Raw genomic sequence first — 17245 nt, 5'->3', positions numbered from 1 at the left:
CCCCACCCTGGATGAAATGCTACGCATCCCATGGATGTCGCGCTTCAAATCGAAACCGCCATCCTCAGTTGGCGGGACTATGCGGGGTTCGATATCCGCCAGCCCAACGCCGCGTTCGCCACGGACGTCTGGCCCAAAAAGCCGGGCATGATCGTCCGCAACGATGACGGTGTGCTCCGAAGCGACGTCATGTCCTGGGGCGTGCCAACCCAGGTCAAAGGCAAAAGCGGAAAGATGCTGGAAAAGCGCGTCACCAATGTGCGGAATCTCAGCAGCCCATTCTGGAAGTCGATGCTGGCTAATCCTCCGCAGCGGTGCCTCGTCCCCTTCTCGACATTTGCGGAACCCAAGATCGGGGAAGGACGCGATGAGTGGTGGTTCAACGTGATCGACCAGCCGATCGCCGCGTTCGCCGGTATTTGGCGACAGAGCGACCAGGGTCCGGTTTATGCGTTTCTGACCTGCCAACCCAATGCGCTGGTCGCGCCGCTGCATCCCAAGGCGATGCCGGTCATCGTTGAACCCAGCGATTATCAGGCATGGTTATCGACGGATTATGACGGTGCCTGTGCGATGGCATATCCTGCCGCGCGGATGACCGTTCAAGGGTAGAACATAAAAAGAACAAATGACCGTTTCGGACAATCAGGCTATGCCGGATCGGGTATCTGATTCGTGGCCTATTTGATGTTTGAACCCATACCCATTTGCCTTGCCATGCCCGATCTGCCGCTGCTGCTGGTGAGCCTGCCGGCAGGCTTTCCTTCGCCCGCGCAGGACGACATGGAGGAACCGATCAATCTGGCCGACTGGCTGGTGGAGCATCCGGCGGCAAGTTACATCATGCGCGTCGATGGATATTCCATGACCGGGGCCGGGATTGCCGACGGCGACCTGATCATCGTCAGCAGGGCAAAAAAGCCTGTTGCAGGCCATATCGTCGTCGCTGTGGTCCATGGCGATCGCACGTTGAAGCGGCTGAAACGGCGCGACGGGCGCTTCTGGCTGGTCCCGGAAGCCGATGGCTTTGCTGACATCATCGTGGATGAATATGTCGAGATATGGGGTGTGGTCGTCGGACTGGCCCGCAAATACGGATGAGCGCGCCGGTCGCCCTGATTGACTGCAACAATTATTATGTGTCCTGCGAGAGAGCGTTCGATGCCAGCCTAGTTGGTGTCCCGGTCATTGTCCTCTCCAACAATGACGGCTGTGCGATTGCCCGTTCGGGTGAAGCCAAGGCGCTGGGCATCAAAATGGGGGATCCGGTCCATCTGATCCGCGACAAGATCAGGCAGCACGGCATCCGCGTCCTCTCATCCAACTATGCGCTCTATGGCGATATGCAGCGGCGGGTCGTCGCGGCGATCGAGCCATTTGCGCGGGATTTCGAGATTTACTCGATCGACGAGACCTTTGTCGATTTTGCAGGCTTCGAGCATCTGGATCTCGCCGCGCATAGCCGTGCCATGCGCGCGCAGGTTCGGCAGTGGACCACCATTCCCACCTGTGTGGGCATCGCTTCGACCAAGACGCTCGCAAAGCTGGCGAATGCGGCGGCGAAGAAAAACCCGACATTTGATGGCGTCGCCGACCTGCGCGACGAAGACTTATGCCGCCGGGTGCTCGACCAGTTCGACGTGGGCGATGTGTGGGGTGTCGGCAAGGCGAGTGCGGCGAAACTTGCAGGCTTGGATATCTGTACCGCCGGGCAGCTGCGCGACATGGCTCTGAAGCAGGCCCGCGCCATCGGCGGTGTCGTGCTGGAACGGCTGGTCGCTGAATTGCGGGGTGTTCCGGCGTGCGCCATCGAAACCGTGGAGCCTCAGCGCAAGGGCATGGCTGTCACCCGTTCATTCGGCACGCCTGTTACCGATAAGGGCCTGCTGATGGGTGCCGTTGCCCAATATGCGATGCGGGCGGGAGAGAAGCTGCGGCAGCATGGCCTGGTAGCAGGACGCCTGACGGTATTTTTCCATACCAATCGACATAAGCAGGACCGGCCGCAATATTCCGCGACACGGACGCTCGCCATACAGCCCATGACCAACGATGGCCTCATGCTTCTTGCCTACGCCCGGCGCGGCATAGAGAGCGCTTGGCGAGAGGGCTATGGCATCACCAAGGCGGGCGTCATGCTGGAAGACCTCATCGACGCTGACCGACGACCGCGAACGCTGTTCGAGGAGGATAGCGGACGGCGTGATCGGTTGATGGTCGCCATGGATCAGGTCAATATGCGTTTGGGGAAGTTCGCGGCCGTTCCAGCCAGTCAGGGGTTCAAGCGCGAATGGGCGGCCAGATCGGACAGCAAGTCGCCCAACTACACCACCCGCATTGCCGAGGTGCCCGCCGTAAAGGCGAGATGAGCGAGGTTTGCTGCTGGAGATCCCTTGTCCGATGTGGCTGGATATCGCCCAACCGGCCGATCTCGAGCGATGAACGATCCTGGCAGTGAACGGTCAGCGCTGCCCACAATTGGGCATGCAGGCAGTCCCTCCCCTTCCCGGTCAAGCACCACCCCCCTACCCCACAGCCCCAGCCTCATGATGCGGACCCACGCGACAGAGCCGGAACCACAGCCTTGGTCCAAGCGTCCATGGACCATGGTAACTCCCACTGAAATTGACATTCCCCACACTCTTGGTCGCGATGAGGCCATACGGCGCATGGAGAGGGGCGTTAGCAAACTGGCCTCGCACATCCCGGGCGGCGCAGCCACTGTGACCCATTCATGGCCCAGCGCTGAGCGTCTTGCAGTGACGGTCGCGACCATGGGCGTCGAAGTGCCCTGCACCGTTGATGCGGAAGACAATCGGCTGCGGGTGACGCTCCATCTTCCTGGCATGCTGAGCCTGATGTCAGGGCCGATCGCCGCCATAGTAGAGAAGCAGGGCGAAAGGCTGATGCTGGACGATAGGGCCGACAGGACGATTTAGGTTCGCGCCATGCGGAGAGACACGTCATCTACAGCAATCCTTCTTTCCCTGGAGAGGAAATGCCGCCAAGAAACAGCCATGCGTATATTCTCCCTTCTCGCCATCCCATTCCTTGCATGCGCACCTGCACAAGCTTGGGGTCCTGTCGGCCACCGCATAACCGGTGCCATCGCCGATGAAAATCTGAGCGGTGTTGCACGTGCCCATGTCCGGCTCTTGCTTGGAGCCGAGAATTTGGCGGAAGCGGCGACCTGGCCCGATGACATGAAGTCCGACCCCGCTGAATATTGGCAGAAAAAGGCTGGCCCATGGCACTATGTAACGGTCAGGCAAGGGAACAGCTATCAAAGCAAGTACGCGCCGCCAGAGGGTGATGCCATGAGCGCGCTCGATGGTTTTACGGCTACATTGCGCAATCCCAAATCGTCCATCGAGGACAAGCGGCTGGCCCTCCGCTTCATCGTGCACATCATCGGCGATCTGCATCAGCCATTGCACGCCGGCGGTGGAGATGACCGGGGCGGCAATGATGTCAAGGTGACCTGGTTCGGCCGCGCGACCAACCTTCATTCGGTGTGGGATTCGGCCATGATCGAACAACGCGCCTTGTCCTATTCCGAATATGCGCAATGGCTGTCGCGCTCGATATCGCCCGAGCAGCTAATCGACTGGAGCGATCCTGCGCCTTCGGTCTGGATTTCCGAGAGCATCGCGCTGCGCAGGACGATCTACCCCGCCGACCCCAGCATATCCTGGGACTATGCCTACAAGCATCGATCGGAGATGGACGATCGACTGAAGCGCGGAGGCATAAGGGTCGCGGCCTATCTCAATTGGGTGTTCGAGCCTGGGAACGGCAAAGGTCCGGCCGCACGAACTAAATGACATATCATGATGCATATTGTGAATGTGTCGACGTCTACGGCCAGCGGCCATGCGATTTCCGACTTCGGCAGGTCCATGGCCGAGCTTCCCCCTGTCCGGCAGCAGTCAACTAATCCAAGTCATCCTACATTGAGCGGGCGCAAGTCCGTTATGTTCTTCGAACATGTCCATGCACGCGGAGCCCTGCGTCTTCGCCTCTGATAGCGATCGCTAACGCGGACTTGAGGCGCCGTGCAGAAGTGTATTGAAGGTTTCCACACGACTTCATACTAGCGCCGGATTGGTTTCTTCAATCGCTTCGCGCGCGGCAACCGTGCCCAGCCTCAAATATAAATGTAGATCGTCAAGCAGTCGGGTCGCAATGAATTATCGCCATTCCTTCCATGCCGGCAATAGCGCCGATGTCGTCAAGCACAGCCTGCTGATCGCCCTCGTGCGGGCCTTGCAGCAAAAACAGAGCGCGCTGACCCTGATCGACACCCATGCCGGCTGCGGGCTTTACGACCTTGATGGGGAGGATGCCCAACGCACCGGCGAGTCCACGCAGGGCGTGCAGCGGGCTTTTGCCGACTCGAGCGCCTTGCTGAACGACTACCGCGCCGTCGTACAAGCGGTAAATGTCGGGACCGAGGCACATTTCTACCCGGGCTCGCCGCGCATTCTGGCGCAGCTTCTTCGGCCGCAGGATTTCCTGATCCTGAACGAAAAACATCCCGAGGATGCCTATACCCTGCGCGGCATGATGCGCGGCACGACCGCTGCCGTACATGAGCGCGACGCTTACGAGCTTTGGCTAGCAATGCTGCCACCCCGCACCGCGCGCGGCGTGGTGCTGGTCGATCCGCCTTATGAGCAGGCAGACGAACGCGAACGCATCACAGCCACACTTGCCGCCGCACACCGCAAATGGGCGCATGGCGTGACGGTGATCTGGTATCCGCTGAAAGACCGCGCCACGCATTGGCGGTGGAGGGAGCAGTTACGCAAACTCGGCATTCCGAAATTGCTGCGGGTGGAGCATTGGTTATACGATGGCGACCAGTCCGGCTTATACAACGGCGCGGGCCTTTATATCGTCAATCCGCCCTACGCCTTCACGCAGGCGCTGCCGCCTCTGCTGGAAGCCCTGCGCGCCGCGCTGGCGCCGAAAGGGCATAGGGGCGAGATCACGACCGATTTGTTGAGCTAGTGGCCAGCCCTCTCGAGCTTTTCCGAGCCAGTCCGACAATGCGCCAGTCTTCTGAACATAGGTTGGGACGAGCCTGTCTTTCAACGTCCTGATCGTCTCATTCGTTAATCGGCCCTTTGTCGGATTTGCTTTGTCCAGAAGTCATGCCGCTATCTGAACGTCTGATCCGCTCGAGAAGCGGTTGCGATATTCGCCAGGTGCCAAGCCCAATATGCGATGGAACACGCGGCGAAAGGCGGTTGCATCCTCATAGCCGACTGCCCAGGCAATCTGGTCTACAGACCGCCTGGTAAATTCCAGCAGTTCGCGTGCCTTACCGACGCGCAGGTTCTGCACATATTCAATCGGCTTCATGCCGGTCGCCGCCTTGAACCGGCGCAAGAAGGTGCGCTCCTCTAGCCCCGCCGTTCCCGCCATATCGCCGACGCTGACCGGCCGCTCCGCACGCCCCTGTAGCCAGTGCTGCACCTTCAATATCGCCTCGTCGCCATGCGTCAGGCGCGGCGCAAAGCTGGAAAAATGGCGCTGTTCCCGGCCAGATGCATCAATCAGCAGGAACTTGCCCGTCTCGATCATCACGGTGGGACCCAGCAACCGATCCACGATCCGCATGCCAAGGTCGGTCCAGGCCATGAGGCCGCCCGCCGTGATGATATCGCCATCCTCGATCACCATCTTGGCCGTGTCGAGCCTGACGTCGGGAAAGCGATCGCGAAACTGGTCGGCAAATAGCCAGTGCGTTGTGGCGGGCCGGCCTGCCAGCAGGCCCGTCGCCGCGAGCAGGAAAGTGCCCCCACAATTTGATGCCAGAACGGTGCCCTGCGCATGGCGGTCCAGCAACCAACGCGCATAGGGCGCGGCCTCCTGCGCGTCGGGCGGGCCCGACAGCCGGCCCGGACTGATCAGGATCGTCGGCATGCCCGGCTGATCTGGATGGGTGTCGAACGTCCGGGTGAAAGTGCGAGCCTCGTCGACTGACCAGTGGCTGACGCGCAACGCCTTACCGCCCCGGTCCAGCGAAAATTGTGATGCGATCATGAATAGATCCGTGACCCCATACACCATGCCGATCTGGCACCCGGGATAAAGAACCAGCCCCACTTCGGCACCCAGGTCAGCCACCGTTCCCGCCCCCACCGCCATGTCTATGCTCCCTTTGTCGGTTTTGACCTGCTTAATGTCGGAACCGCCGCTCCTGCCAGTCGCGCAACGATCCTATTCCTCTGATCACAGGGCGCAACCGCCCCATTCAACAGGGAGTGCCAACATGAGCAGGATTACGACCAAGGATGGAACCAGGATCTTTTACAAGGACTGGGGATCGAAGGAGGCCCAGCCGATCCTCTTCTCGCATGGCTGGCCATTGAGTGCCGATGCCTGGGACGCGCAGATGGTCTTTTTTGCCGATCAGGGTTTCCGCACGGTCGCCCATGATCGCCGCAGCCATGGTCGTTCGGACCATGTGTGGGCCAACAACACCATGGATCAATATGCCGACGATTTGGCCGAGCTGATCGAGACGCTGGACCTGCACGACGTGATCCTGGTCGGCCATTCGACCGGCGGCGGGGAAGTGACCCGCTATATCGGCCGTCATGGGACGGCCCGCGTCGCCAAGGTCGCGCTGATTGGCGCGGTGCCGCCGTTGATGCTCAAGACCGAGGCCAATCCGGGCGGTCTGCCGATCGATGCCTTCGATGGCATCCGCAAGGGCACGTTAGACAACCGCAGTCAGTTCTTCAGGGATCTGACGATCCCCTTCTATGGCTATAATCGCGAAGGTGCGGTGATATCCGACGGCATCCGCGATGAATTCTGGCGGCAGGGCATGATGGGCGGGCTCAAGGGTCAACTCGATAGCATCCGGGCCTTTTCGGAGAGTGATTTCCATGCCGACTTGGCCAAATTCGATGTGCCAACGCTCGTCCTGCATGGCGACGATGACCAGATCGTGCCGATCGGCGCATCGGCTCTGGAAACGGTGAAAATCGTCAAGGATGCGGTGCTTACCATCTATCAGGGTGCCGACCACGGCCTGACGCAGACCCATCAGGATCGGTTCAATGCCGATCTGCTCGCCTTCATCCGCAACTGACGCCTCCGTTTCGCACAAAGGATATTCGCCATGAACAATATGTTCCTCATCACCGGCGCTTCCGATGGCATTGGTGCCATCTATGCCGACCGGCTGGCCCGCCGCGGCCACGACCTGATCCTCGTTGCCCGCCGCGCAGACAAGCTGGCGGCCCTGGCGCAGCAGCTTACTTCGCAGACAGGCGTCGCAGTGGAGGTCATCAGCGCGGATCTGTCCAACGCGGACGATCTTGCCCGTATCGAAAGCCGACTGCGAACAGACGACCGCATTGTTGGCTTGGTCAACAACGCTGGCATCGCGGGGGAAACCACGCTGGTGGAAGCAGATCCATCCTTCCTGACGGGCATGATCAACCTCAATGTGCTGGCTGTCACCCGCCTGACCGCGGCCATCGCGCCGCGCCTTGTCGGGTTGGGCAGCGGGACGATCATCAACATGACCTCCGTCACGGCGCTGATGCCCGAAGGCTTCACCGCGCTCTATCCAGCAACCAAGGCGTTCGTTCTCGCCTTTACCGAGGCACTGCAGAGTGAACTGGGAACAAAAGGCGTTCGAGTCCAGGCCGTGCTGCCGGGGATAACCCGCACCGCCATCTGGACCCAGGAGCAGCTTGCCAACATCCCGGCCGACATGGTGATGGAAGCCGACGAGATGGTCGACGCCGCCATGAGGGGCCTCGACCTGGGCGAAACTATCACCATTCCAGCCCTACCCGACAGCGCCGATCTTGATGCCTATCTGGCCGGACGCGCGGCGCTGCGGCCCAATCTCTCCCGCAACCATGCCGCCGCCCGCTACCGGGCTTGATGCGGGCCGTCCACAGAAGGGAATCTAGTCATGACCAGATCAAAGACCATTGTCCTCGTGCACGGTGCCTGGCTCAATGCCAGGAGCTGGGACGGCGTCAAGGCCCGCTACGAGGCTCGCGGCTACACCGTGATCGTCCCCGACTGGCCGCTCGACGATCGCGATCCGGCTGACCTGCGCGCGGTCCCTCATCCTGGCCTCCACAAAATCGGCCAGCGGGAAATCGTCGCGCATTACGAGGCGATCATCCGCGCCCTTCCGGAACAACCAATCCTGATCGGTCATTCGGTCGGCGGGGTGTTCGTCCAGCATCTGATGGACCGGGGACTGGGCGTTGCGGGCATCGTGATCCATCCTGCGCCCACGCCTGGGGTGCCGCTCTATCCCCATGCGATCGTCTCGGCGCTGCCTGTGTTTCTCGATCCGTTCAGCCGGAACAGGGTCAAGCATATGTCGCGCCGCTTCTTCGCACGTCGTTTCGCCCAGACGGTGCCAGCCGACCGGGCCGACGCGCTCTATGATCGCTATATCGTCCCAACCCCCGGACGGGTCTATTGGGACGGCGTCATCGACCCGATGAAGATCGACTGGCGCAATCCGGCGCGCGCGCCGATGCTGCTCATCGGCGGGGGCAAGGACCTGATCGCCGACGCAGCGATGACGCGCGCCATCTTCGCCAAACAGAAGCAAGCGGCGACGCTGACCGAATATCTCGAATTCCCAATTCGTTCGCATTGGACTTTGCTCGACGAAGGTTGGGAGGAGGTCGCCGACACCGCACTGGATTGGGCAGAGCGTCATCAACGCGGTGTGACTGGCTGATCGTTACTGCCTGGACGGCAGAACTGCAGCTTGAACAATCTACTGGATCCAGGCAGCTGCTATTGAAACCGAACCAAATCTGCCACTTAGTGTTCAATTTTTGATCCCGAAGTGCCGATTGTCCGCCTATCGCCCCCCTGCTAAAATTGCGAGCGTTCACGCTCGGTGCTTCGAACTATTTCCGAAACTTGGAGCGTTGATCGGTCTGGGTCGCAGCCATTCCCTCTCGCTCTGCCAGGCTGAGCCAAGAAACGCAGTTTGCAACATCTTTTCGAGCGGAGCCTGTAGCTTTCGAAGCAGGGCGTCTTTAGATGGGCGCCTGGGTCGTGTCCCGGCGCGTGGTGTAGGTTTTGAGGGTAGCGAAGCTGACCGGACGCGCGCTCATCGATAAAGCGCTGTAGCGGCCGGTCAGTTTCGCGGGTGGTCACCGGCGAACTTCGGATAAGTTTGGGTTGCGAGACTCAACTTACGGAGACCACCGATGACCAATGACAAGATGGACCTGCACGCCCTGGTTGGGAAGACAGCCGACGGCGATTTTCTACGCGATATGATCGGCTTTGCCGCGCAGCGGCTGATGGAGCTGGAAGTGGGCGACCTTACGGGCGCGGCCTATGGCGATAAGGATCCCGAGCGCCTCGCGCAGCGCAACGGCTATCGGGATCGGGACTGGGAGACGCGGGCAGGCACGGTCGAGCTGCGGATCCCCAAGCTGCGCAAGGGAACATATTTTCCAGGGTTTCTGGAGCCCCGCCGTATGGCAGAGAAGGCACTGACGGCCGTCATCCAGGAAGCTTATATCCAGGGGATCTCGACCCGCTCTGTGGACGATCTGGTCAAAGCCATGGGCATGAATGGGATCTCAAAGAGCCAGGTCAGCCGACTGTGCGTGGAGATCGACGAGCGGGTGAAGGCCTTTCTCGATCGTCCGATCGAAGGCGACTGGCCCTATCTCTGGATGGACGCGACCTACATCAAAGTGCGGCGAGCCGGTCGCATTGTCTCTGTCGCCGTCATCATTGCCGTTGGAGTTAACAGCGATGGCCGGCGCGAAGTGCTCGGCATGGCGATCGGTCATTCCGAAGCTGAGGTCTTCTGGACCGACTTTCTACGCAGCCTTGCCCGTCGCGGTCTGCGCGGCGTGAAGCTGGTGATCTCCGATTCCCATGAAGGCATAAAAGCTTCCGTCGCCAAAGTGTTCAGCGCCACCTGGCAGCGATGCCGGGTTCATTTTATGCGCAATGCGCTGGCCCATGCCGGCAAGAGCGGACGCCGGGTCGTGTCGGCATTCATCGCCACCGCTTTCGCCCAGGAAACTCCAGAGGCCGCAAAGGCCCAATGGCGTAGCGTCGCCGATCAATTGCGCCCTACCGTGCCAAAACTCGCTGCCCTGATGGACAGCGCCGAGGAGGATGTGCTGGCCTACATGACCTTCCCAGCCCAACACCGCACGAAGTTGCACAGCAACAATCCGATCGAGCGGCTCAATGGCGAGATCAAGCGGCGTACTGATGTTGCCGACATCTTCCCCAACGAAGAGGCGATTACCCGTCTCGTCGGCGCTATCCTTCTGGAACAGAACGACGAATGGGCCGTCCAACGCTGCCGCTACATGACACTTGAGAGCGTCTCAGGTTTAAGCGATAATCCCATCATCACGTTGCCTGCCATGGCAGCATGATCAATCCGGCTTAGCCGGAGGTCGCTGTGGCTATCCCAGCGAACCTACACCACGCTGTGGGACACGATCCCATTGGAACCTTCAAGGTTCTGAGAAGGCGGCCGAACCGGCGTTGACCCGCAAGCCAGGAGACCTGCCCGTCGCAGTCGTTCTTCGTCCGGACAGGGTGTGCCGGTCGAACGAGGATATCCTCGCGCAACGACAGTTCGACCGTGCGTGTTCGCGCGGTGTGGTGTCGTGCGTTCTGCGCTCGTCCCCGCGCCGCGTCGTGCGCGCCCGGTCTTGTCAAAGACGGGGGATTAACGATGCGTAACATTTTACAAACCACTGTGGCCGCATTGGCCTGCCTTCCCATGGCCGTCCAGGCCGAACCCCTGGCGGCGATCGATGCGGGCGGCGTTATTGTCGTGTCGGCCCTGCGCACGCCAACGCCTGTCGACACTGTCGCATCCAGCCTCACCGTGCTCGACAAGAAGGCCATCGACGCATCGCAAGCACCGGTCGTGTCGGACCTGCTGGTCCGCACACCGGGCATCAGCTTCACGCGCAATGGCGGCTATGGCACGGCGACATCCATCCGTATCCGCGGTGCCGAGGGCGACCAGACCGTGCTGGTCATTGACGGGGTGAAGCTGGCAGACCCATCTTCAACCGATGGCGGCTATAATTTCGCGACACTGATGACCGGCGACATCGACCAGATCGAAATATTGCGCGGGCCGCAATCGATCCTGTGGGGCAGCCAGGCGATCGGCGGCGTCGTCAACATCGTGACGGCAACGCCCGATCGCGCGCTCGAGGCGTCCGCCGATATCGAAGCGGGCTCGCGCGATACCGTCAATGCGCGGGCAGCCGTGGGCGGGCGCAGCGGCCCCGTTCACTGGCGCGTTGCAGGGGGGCGCTTCACAACCGAGGGCATCTCCGCGATCAGCCCGCGCTTTGGCGGCAAGGAGCGGGACGGATATACCAACAGCACGCTCAACGGGCGGGTCGGCATTGCCCTGTCGCCCGGTATCTCCGTCGATCTGCGCGGCTATTACGCCAAGGGGCGCGCCGACATCGACAGCGCAGGATCGGTCCCGGACAGTCCGGAATATTCGCTGGTCGAGGAGTGGACCAGCTATGCCGGGCTCAATGCCGATCTGTTCGACGGCGCGCTGCGCAACCGCCTGGGCTTTAGCCGCAGCGAAACGGTGCGCGACAATAGCAATCCGTTGCGGACGGTGCGTCCGCAAAGCTTCGCCGCCAAGGGGCAAACCGATCGGTACGAATATCAGGGCACGCTTGGCCTCGCCCAGGGCTGGACCATCGTCTTTGGTGTGGAACGCGAAGAACAGAAAATGCGCTCCGCCTCGCCTCCCAATAGCCTGGCCAGCTTTACCACCATCCGGGCGTCGGCCGAGATCGACAGCCAATATGCACAGGTCAGGATCGAACCGGTCGTTGGCCTCACGCTTAATGGCGGGCTTCGCCATGATCGTCATTCGGCCTTTGGTGGCAATATGGTATTTGGTGGCGGCGCGGTCTGGTCGCTGTTTGACGATCGCACGATCCTGCGCGCCAGCTATGGCGAGGGCTTCAAAGCCCCTACCCTCTACCAGTTGCACAGCGAATATGGGAACAGCGCGCTCGACCCGGAAAAGTCGCGCGGTTGGGACGCAGGGGTTGAGCAGCATCTTTTCGACCATAAGCTGATCCTGTCGGCCACCTGGTTCGAACGGAACACGGACAATCTGATCACCTATAATGGCTGTCCGACAAGCAACCGCCCGCCGCTTTGTCTTGCGCCAGGAACGACTACGCCGCGGGCGGGCTATTATGCCAATATCCAGCGCAGCGAAGCGCATGGTCTGGAAATGGCAGGCCTTGCCCAGATCGGCCGCCTGACCATCGACGGCAATTATAGCTGGATCGTGGCGGAAGACCGGTCGCCGGGCCTCAATTTCGGCAATCAGCTTGCGCGCAGGCCGCGCCACGCCGCCAATGCGACAGCGCGCTATGCCTGGCCGTTCGGCCTCAACACGGCGGTCGCCATGCGATGGTCAGGCGAGACGATCGACACGGCGCGGACCAGTGCCACGGTGACGCCCTTCGTCAACCGCGCTTATACGATCATCGACTTGCGCGCGGAGATGCCGGTGACGCAGACCCTCACCCTGTTCGCGCGGGCCGAAAATCTGTTCGACGACTATTATGAAACCGCGCGTCGCTATGGCCAGCTTGGCCGCAGCATCTACGCCGGGTTCCGGGCGCGGCTGTGATGACCCGGCCCTATCCCCACCCTCGTAAAGCCAAGGAGTGCCTGTCCATGCAGCCTATGTCCCCTGCCGCCGCCCGCAATTTGTGGATCGGATCGATGACCTTCGCCAGCATAGCGACGACGCTGGTGCTGGCCTGCGCCACGCCCTTTCCCGCTCTGGCTGCGCTCGCGGCTCTCTATGTGCCGCGCAAGGCGGGGATCATCCTCATGCTGGCCGCCTGGTCGGCGTCGCAAGCCGTCGGTTATTGCCTGTTGGACTATTCGCTGACGGCGCAGAATGCCGGTTGGGCCGTCACTCTGGCGCTGGCGGCTATCGCTGCCTTGCTGGTAGCTGATCGCATAGTCAGCGCTTTGCCGAACCAGTCCTCCTTTGCGCGGCTCGTCATGGCCTATATCGCCGCCTTTGTCGGGTTCAAGCTGGTCGTTCTGATCGGTGCCGTGGCGATGAACGCAGGCTATGGGGCGTTCACACCGGACATCCTGCTGCGGCAATTTGTCCGTTACGCTCTTATCCTGGGTGGCCTGCGCCTGTTCCAGCTTCTGCTGGAAAGCGGCGGCCTGCTGAGGCGCGATCTGCGGGCGGCGGCCTGACCATGTTGCAAGCGGTCAAGGATGGGCCTGCCATCGTCGCCTGCAACAGCTGTCGCTTCTCCCCCGAGGAGCGGCAGGACGCAAATGGCCTGTTCGGCGGAGGGAAGCTGGTGGAGGCACTGCACCAGGTCAAAGCGAGTTCGAACCGCTATGATGGCGTGGACGTCCAGGAGATGCCCTGCCTTTTTGCCTGCAAGGCGCATTGCACCATCCATCTGCGTGCGCCCGGCAAGATCAGCTATGTGCTTAGGCACTTCCTGCCCGATGAGGCGGCGGCACGCGCCATCCTTGATTATGCGGTTCACTATGCACAGAGCGAACATGGGCAGGTGCCCTATGCGCAATGGCCCGACGGGGTGAAGGGCCATTTCATCACACGCGCGCCGCCCGTTGGCTTTGGCGACATAAGCGTCCAGCTAAACGGGATAGCTTAGACTCGCACCGAAGTTCTGCGGGGTGATTTCGGCTGGGCAGAAGGCAAAGCCCTATCCAGTTTAGGTCGTTGGTCGTTGATTTGGAGGTCCGCGTTCAGGGGAAAAACGGCCTACTCAATTCCGCGATCGAACCAGTCCAGCCTTTCAAAGGGAAATTCCTGATTCGCGCAACCGGGCGTTGCGCTCCGTTCTCGAGACAATGATTTTGTGCTCTCGGTTCGCACCGATCTTGATCAGGACCACGCTCCTTGCCTCCCTTGTTCCCGCATGGCCTCAATGAACACGCGAACCGCAGGCATAGCCGCCCGACCGGGATCGTAGAGCAGGCTTACCGGCATGGGGGACGGGGCATGATCCGCCAGCACCTCCACTAACTGCCCGTTCGCAATGCGCGGGGCCGATTGGTAGCTCAGCAGATTGGCGAGTCCCACCCCCGCCTCAGCAGCGGCGATGGTCGCATCGATGCTGTTGACGATCAGGCGGGGGACTATATCCACGATATTGTCGCCCCCCCCGTACACCCCGGAGATCAAGCCCGGTAAGAAGGGCAAGCTGCCGACCTGTAAAGAATGGCGGACCTACCAGATGCCAGATCACCACCTCCTTCTTAGGTCAGCCTTCAAGGTAGACTTTGCGTCCCATTATTTGGAGGATCTGGAAAAGCCGTAATCCCGATCGGGTCAGCGCCTGCCAGATCGCTTCCCCTGAACGAGCAGTATCTGCACCTTAGCGCCGACACCCCCCTTGCAACGCTGTGTAGATTTGGCATTCTCACTTCCGGCGGCCAGATCCATGAGGACCATGGATCATGCCGAGACTAACCGCACGCGAACGTCTGGCCGAGCTTGAGACGAGACAGCGCAAATCGTCCAACGAGATCGACGCTGCGCGCATCTCCGTGCAATCGCGCTATGCTGCTGTTGTCCAGGATCTGTCGGTAGAAACACTGACTGAACGGGAGTTGCGCGAGCTGCGGCAGCTCTCGATCCAACGTGGTGGCGCAGCAGCCATTGCCGCCCTCAAGCCCCCGCTACCACCCAAAATGCCTGGCAAGAAGTCGAAGCCGCCAAGATAGGCGGTCGATCAGTGATGAGAATGCTGACCTGGCATTATCGCGAAGATCACTGCCTAAACCCATCGCCCAAATCGCAGCACCGTGCCTTGTGTATCGGGGCGGGCGGGCCCGTTGAGGCGCGCTTGCCGCCGATAGGATGTTGCGTCCAAGCCACGCCTTCGATGACAAATTTGTGAAAAGAACATTTCGGTTTAAAACCGACTTGGCGCTGACGTCGCCGCTGTTACTCTTCTCCCGTTCCGCTGAGCAAAGTGACCCCGGCTCTCCTCCACGGCCGGGATGGGCAGCAGCCCGGCAGTGAGCGGACCGATGCGCCAGGATCGCGTCGTCAATTTGGACAGTGTCGCCGACAGGCCAACCCATATGAGGAGAAAGTCATGTATATGTCACCGCGTCTCGCAACCTTTGTAGATGACTGCAGAGAAGTTACGGACGAATTTGCGCTCAAAGCGCTGCTCGGCGAGGCAACGCCCTCGTTGGGTTTCGAGCAATTCGCCCTCGTTGATCATGTGGATCTGATCGGTCCGCCCCACGACACCATGGTGATCACGAGCTACCCTGAGGGCTGGATAGAGCGATCTCTGTTACGCAACTATTATGTCGACGACCCCGTGCATGCGGCCAGCACGAAAACGGTAACGGCGTTCCTGTGGAGCGTCATTCCCGCCATGATCAGGATGACGAAACGACAACGCCACATCCTGGAAGAGGCCAAGCCATTCGGTTTGCGCGAGGGCTTGACCATCCCGGTGCAGGCGGCTGGCGAATATAGGGGAAGCTGTTCGTTCGCATGACGCGAGACTGTCAGGCCCACCGCCGACCTGTTAGGGGCCGCTCAAGTCATCGGCATGTTCGCGTTTGAAGCGGCGCGCCGTCTGCAGCGAGCGCGATGGGCACCCGGCACGAAAACGCCCGACATTCCCGCGCTCAGTCAGAGGGAGCTTGACTGCATTGCCCTGGTCGGATGCGGTAAGGGCAATGCCGAAATTGGGGGTATCCTCAATATTTCACCGAACACGGTCCGCCAATATATTGAGGATGCCATGCGCAAATATGATGTCTACAAGCGAACCGAGCTGGTCGTGCGCGCCTTGTTCGACGGACAGATTTGCTACCGCGCCCTCAATATCAGAAGGTAGATCTTCCAAAGCCGCACGCTTTGCGTGCGGCACTATCTTCGGTCCCCCGCTCTCCGCCATCCCTCTTTTTGGAGGAATTGTTCCCCCGTCCCTGTTGCGCGACGCTGACTTGCCAACAGGACAAGGGAGCCGACATGATGCAAATCATTCGAGGCGGGAGCCTCCAGGAACAAACCGTTCTTCGATCCATGTATGAGGCGCGCAAGCGCGTCTTCATCGATCTGCTCCGCTGGGACATCCCCGTCCTGGCCGGACGTTATGAAATCGATCAGTTCGACGGTCCATCGACCATCTATCTGATCGCCGCCGAGCGCGACGGCACCCATCTGGGATCGATGCGGCTTCTGCCCACCAGCGGCCCCAACCTGCTTGGCGATATTTTCCCTGAACTGTGCGACCTGGCGCCACCCGCGAGCACCACGATCTGGGAGATATCGCGCTTCTGCCTGTCTCGCGACTTGCGCGCGGCCGAGCGCCGTCAGGTCCGCGATCATCTTGTGACGATGGCGGCCAGCTTCGCGCTTGAGGAAGGCATCGAGAGCTATTGCTGCGTGGCCGACATGCCCTGGTTCAGCCAGATCCTGTCTTTCGGGTGGGAATGTCGCCCGCTTGGCCTTCCAAGGACGCTGGCCTGCGGCATGCTGGGTGCGATGCAGATCATCATCTCGGAAGACACGCCCGCGTTGATGCAAGCCGCCGGCGTCTGGCGCCCTGCCCCCGCTCAATTCGCCGCGGTCGCCGCCGCATAGGAGAAACGACCATGGCACATTTACCCGATACTCCATGTGCAGAGTTTCACGCCGATCTACTGCTCGACCAGGGCTATTGCATCATTCCGCAGGCCATATCCCCATGTGAGGTTACAGCCCTGGCGTGCGACCTCGCCGACGACTTTAGCGCCACCCCGCTTTCGGCGGGGCCATTTTACGGCGACGATACGAAACGCTTTGGCAGTCTGCTCAGGCGGTCAGACCGGACAAGGGATTTCGTCCAGCATCCCATGATCCTCGATATCGTGCAGAAAGTGCTGGGTCCCTGGTGCGATCATTTCTCGCTCAACCTTACGCAAGCGATTGAGCTGATGCCCGGTTCGCGGAAGCAGGTGCCGCATCGCGACCAGGATATGTGGCCATGCAGCCGCCTGGTCGATCCGGCCCTCGGGGTCGAGTTTCTGGTCAATGTGATGTGGCCGTTCACGCCCTACACCCAGGAGAATGGCACAACCCATGTCTGGCCTGGCAGCCATCGGCGCTGCAGCGAGGTGCTGATCGATCCACACGAATCCATCGTCGCCGAGATGGAACCAGGCGCGGCGCTCCTGTTCCTGG

Annotated in this window: 20 protein-coding genes; 18 read left to right on the top strand and 2 right to left on the bottom strand. The window is 60.8% G+C overall.

Annotated features, from left to right (window positions below; genetic code table 11):
- Window positions 1-30 precede the first annotated feature (30 nt).
- From IL54_RS21795 to IL54_RS21770, 6 genes are all read left to right on the top strand, one after another.
- Window positions 31-612, top strand: coding sequence for an SOS response-associated peptidase family protein (locus IL54_RS21795; protein WP_052027844.1), 582 nt, complete (start codon window positions 31-33; stop codon window positions 610-612).
- Between the two features lie 75 nt (window positions 613-687).
- Window positions 688-1101, top strand: a complete 414-nt coding sequence (locus IL54_RS21790; protein ID WP_052027853.1) for a LexA family protein — start codon at window positions 688-690, stop codon at window positions 1099-1101.
- Window positions 1098-2369: a Y-family DNA polymerase gene (locus IL54_RS21785; protein WP_037480396.1), complete on the top strand. Its 1272-nt coding sequence runs from the start codon at window positions 1098-1100 to the stop codon at window positions 2367-2369. Before IL54_RS21790 ends, IL54_RS21785 begins: the two co-directional genes overlap by 4 nt.
- Window positions 2370-2438: 69 nt before the next feature.
- Window positions 2439-2939, top strand: coding sequence for a polyhydroxyalkanoic acid system family protein (locus tag IL54_RS21780; protein WP_081913180.1), 501 nt, complete (start codon window positions 2439-2441; stop codon window positions 2937-2939).
- 78 nt (window positions 2940-3017) lie between these two features.
- A complete protein-coding gene (locus tag IL54_RS21775) occupies window positions 3018-3824 on the top strand; it encodes a S1/P1 nuclease (protein WP_037480390.1) in 807 nt (268 codons plus the stop codon).
- A 361-nt stretch (window positions 3825-4185) separates the two neighbouring features.
- The gene (locus IL54_RS21770) at window positions 4186-5013 is read left to right on the top strand and encodes a 23S rRNA (adenine(2030)-N(6))-methyltransferase RlmJ (RefSeq protein ID WP_037480389.1); all 828 of its coding nucleotides are present in this window, start codon (window positions 4186-4188) and stop codon (window positions 5011-5013) included.
- Window positions 5014-5154: 141 nt separating this feature from the next.
- On the opposite strand, the gene IL54_RS21765 is transcribed toward IL54_RS21770, so the two are convergent.
- Window positions 5155-6051, bottom strand: coding sequence for a GlxA family transcriptional regulator (locus IL54_RS21765; protein WP_237748990.1), 897 nt, complete (start codon window positions 6049-6051; stop codon window positions 5155-5157).
- Between the two features lie 229 nt (window positions 6052-6280).
- Here IL54_RS21765 and IL54_RS21760 point away from each other — a divergent pair, with 229 nt between their 5' ends.
- From IL54_RS21760 to IL54_RS21730, 7 genes are all read left to right on the top strand, one after another.
- Entirely contained in the window at window positions 6281-7108 is an 828-nt protein-coding gene (locus IL54_RS21760) for an alpha/beta fold hydrolase (protein WP_037480387.1), read from the top strand.
- Window positions 7109-7147: 39 nt separating this feature from the next.
- Complete coding sequence (locus IL54_RS21755; protein ID WP_237748989.1) at window positions 7148-7915, top strand: SDR family NAD(P)-dependent oxidoreductase; 768 nt, start codon at window positions 7148-7150, stop codon at window positions 7913-7915.
- A 30-nt stretch (window positions 7916-7945) separates the two neighbouring features.
- Window positions 7946-8737 carry an alpha/beta hydrolase gene (locus tag IL54_RS21750; RefSeq protein WP_037480383.1) on the top strand — a complete coding sequence of 264 codons (792 nt, stop codon included), beginning with the start codon at window positions 7946-7948 and terminating at the stop codon, window positions 8735-8737.
- Between the two features lie 481 nt (window positions 8738-9218).
- Window positions 9219-10418, top strand: a complete 1200-nt coding sequence (locus IL54_RS21745; RefSeq protein WP_037480381.1) for an IS256 family transposase — start codon at window positions 9219-9221, stop codon at window positions 10416-10418.
- 305 nt (window positions 10419-10723) lie between these two features.
- Window positions 10724-12679, top strand: a complete 1956-nt coding sequence (locus tag IL54_RS21740; RefSeq protein ID WP_052027841.1) for a TonB-dependent receptor plug domain-containing protein — start codon at window positions 10724-10726, stop codon at window positions 12677-12679.
- Window positions 12680-12726: 47 nt separating this feature from the next.
- Window positions 12727-13269 carry a hypothetical protein gene (locus tag IL54_RS21735; RefSeq protein WP_037480377.1) on the top strand — a complete coding sequence of 181 codons (543 nt, stop codon included), beginning with the start codon at window positions 12727-12729 and terminating at the stop codon, window positions 13267-13269.
- A 2-nt stretch (window positions 13270-13271) separates the two neighbouring features.
- Complete coding sequence (locus IL54_RS21730) at window positions 13272-13703, top strand: DUF1636 domain-containing protein (RefSeq protein WP_052027840.1); 432 nt, start codon at window positions 13272-13274, stop codon at window positions 13701-13703.
- Window positions 13704-13936: 233 nt separating this feature from the next.
- On the opposite strand, the gene IL54_RS21725 is transcribed toward IL54_RS21730, so the two are convergent.
- Complete coding sequence (locus IL54_RS21725; protein ID WP_235209967.1) at window positions 13937-14200, bottom strand: LysR substrate-binding domain-containing protein; 264 nt, start codon at window positions 14198-14200, stop codon at window positions 13937-13939.
- A gap of 311 nt (window positions 14201-14511) precedes the next feature.
- On the opposite strand from IL54_RS21725, the gene IL54_RS23535 reads away from it, so the two are divergent.
- From IL54_RS23535 to IL54_RS23525, 5 genes are all read left to right on the top strand, one after another.
- Window positions 14512-14778: a hypothetical protein gene (locus tag IL54_RS23535; RefSeq protein ID WP_076605622.1), complete on the top strand. Its 267-nt coding sequence runs from the start codon at window positions 14512-14514 to the stop codon at window positions 14776-14778.
- 377 nt (window positions 14779-15155) lie between these two features.
- The gene (locus tag IL54_RS23785) at window positions 15156-15572 is read left to right on the top strand and encodes an autoinducer binding domain-containing protein (RefSeq protein WP_052027839.1); all 417 of its coding nucleotides are present in this window, start codon (window positions 15156-15158) and stop codon (window positions 15570-15572) included.
- Between the two features lie 54 nt (window positions 15573-15626).
- The gene (locus IL54_RS23780; RefSeq protein WP_052027838.1) at window positions 15627-15917 is read left to right on the top strand and encodes a helix-turn-helix domain-containing protein; all 291 of its coding nucleotides are present in this window, start codon (window positions 15627-15629) and stop codon (window positions 15915-15917) included.
- A 134-nt stretch (window positions 15918-16051) separates the two neighbouring features.
- Entirely contained in the window at window positions 16052-16666 is a 615-nt protein-coding gene (locus tag IL54_RS21715; protein ID WP_096063691.1) for an acyl-homoserine-lactone synthase, read from the top strand.
- 11 nt (window positions 16667-16677) lie between these two features.
- A partial coding sequence (locus IL54_RS23525) for a phytanoyl-CoA dioxygenase family protein (protein WP_037480800.1) occupies window positions 16678-17245 on the top strand: 568 nt, incomplete at its 3' end.

The sequence above is a fragment of the Sphingobium sp. ba1 genome (assembly GCF_000743655.1).
Taxonomy (GTDB): Bacteria; Pseudomonadota; Alphaproteobacteria; order Sphingomonadales; family Sphingomonadaceae; genus Sphingobium.
Note: the sequence above shows the minus strand (reverse complement) of the source record. Positions and strands in the feature narration are given on the sequence as shown.

Coding starts and splice junctions, on each gene's coding strand:
- IL54_RS21795 (WP_052027844.1), top strand. CDS start 31: ATGGATGTCGCGCTTCAAATCGAAACCGCCATCCTCAGTTGGCGGGAC.
- IL54_RS21790 (WP_052027853.1), top strand. CDS start 688: ATGTTTGAACCCATACCCATTTGCCTTGCCATGCCCGATCTGCCGCTG.
- IL54_RS21785 (WP_037480396.1), top strand. CDS start 1,098: ATGAGCGCGCCGGTCGCCCTGATTGACTGCAACAATTATTATGTGTCC.
- IL54_RS21780 (WP_081913180.1), top strand. CDS start 2,439: ATGAACGATCCTGGCAGTGAACGGTCAGCGCTGCCCACAATTGGGCAT.
- IL54_RS21775 (WP_037480390.1), top strand. CDS start 3,018: ATGCGTATATTCTCCCTTCTCGCCATCCCATTCCTTGCATGCGCACCT.
- IL54_RS21770 (WP_037480389.1), top strand. CDS start 4,186: ATGAATTATCGCCATTCCTTCCATGCCGGCAATAGCGCCGATGTCGTC.
- IL54_RS21765 (WP_237748990.1), bottom strand. CDS start 6,051: ATGATCGCATCACAATTTTCGCTGGACCGGGGCGGTAAGGCGTTGCGC.
- IL54_RS21760 (WP_037480387.1), top strand. CDS start 6,281: ATGAGCAGGATTACGACCAAGGATGGAACCAGGATCTTTTACAAGGAC.
- IL54_RS21755 (WP_237748989.1), top strand. CDS start 7,148: ATGTTCCTCATCACCGGCGCTTCCGATGGCATTGGTGCCATCTATGCC.
- IL54_RS21750 (WP_037480383.1), top strand. CDS start 7,946: ATGACCAGATCAAAGACCATTGTCCTCGTGCACGGTGCCTGGCTCAAT.
- IL54_RS21745 (WP_037480381.1), top strand. CDS start 9,219: ATGACCAATGACAAGATGGACCTGCACGCCCTGGTTGGGAAGACAGCC.
- IL54_RS21740 (WP_052027841.1), top strand. CDS start 10,724: ATGCGTAACATTTTACAAACCACTGTGGCCGCATTGGCCTGCCTTCCC.
- IL54_RS21735 (WP_037480377.1), top strand. CDS start 12,727: ATGCAGCCTATGTCCCCTGCCGCCGCCCGCAATTTGTGGATCGGATCG.
- IL54_RS21730 (WP_052027840.1), top strand. CDS start 13,272: ATGTTGCAAGCGGTCAAGGATGGGCCTGCCATCGTCGCCTGCAACAGC.
- IL54_RS23535 (WP_076605622.1), top strand. CDS start 14,512: ATGCCGAGACTAACCGCACGCGAACGTCTGGCCGAGCTTGAGACGAGA.
- IL54_RS23785 (WP_052027839.1), top strand. CDS start 15,156: ATGTATATGTCACCGCGTCTCGCAACCTTTGTAGATGACTGCAGAGAA.
- IL54_RS23780 (WP_052027838.1), top strand. CDS start 15,627: ATGTTCGCGTTTGAAGCGGCGCGCCGTCTGCAGCGAGCGCGATGGGCA.
- IL54_RS21715 (WP_096063691.1), top strand. CDS start 16,052: ATGATGCAAATCATTCGAGGCGGGAGCCTCCAGGAACAAACCGTTCTT.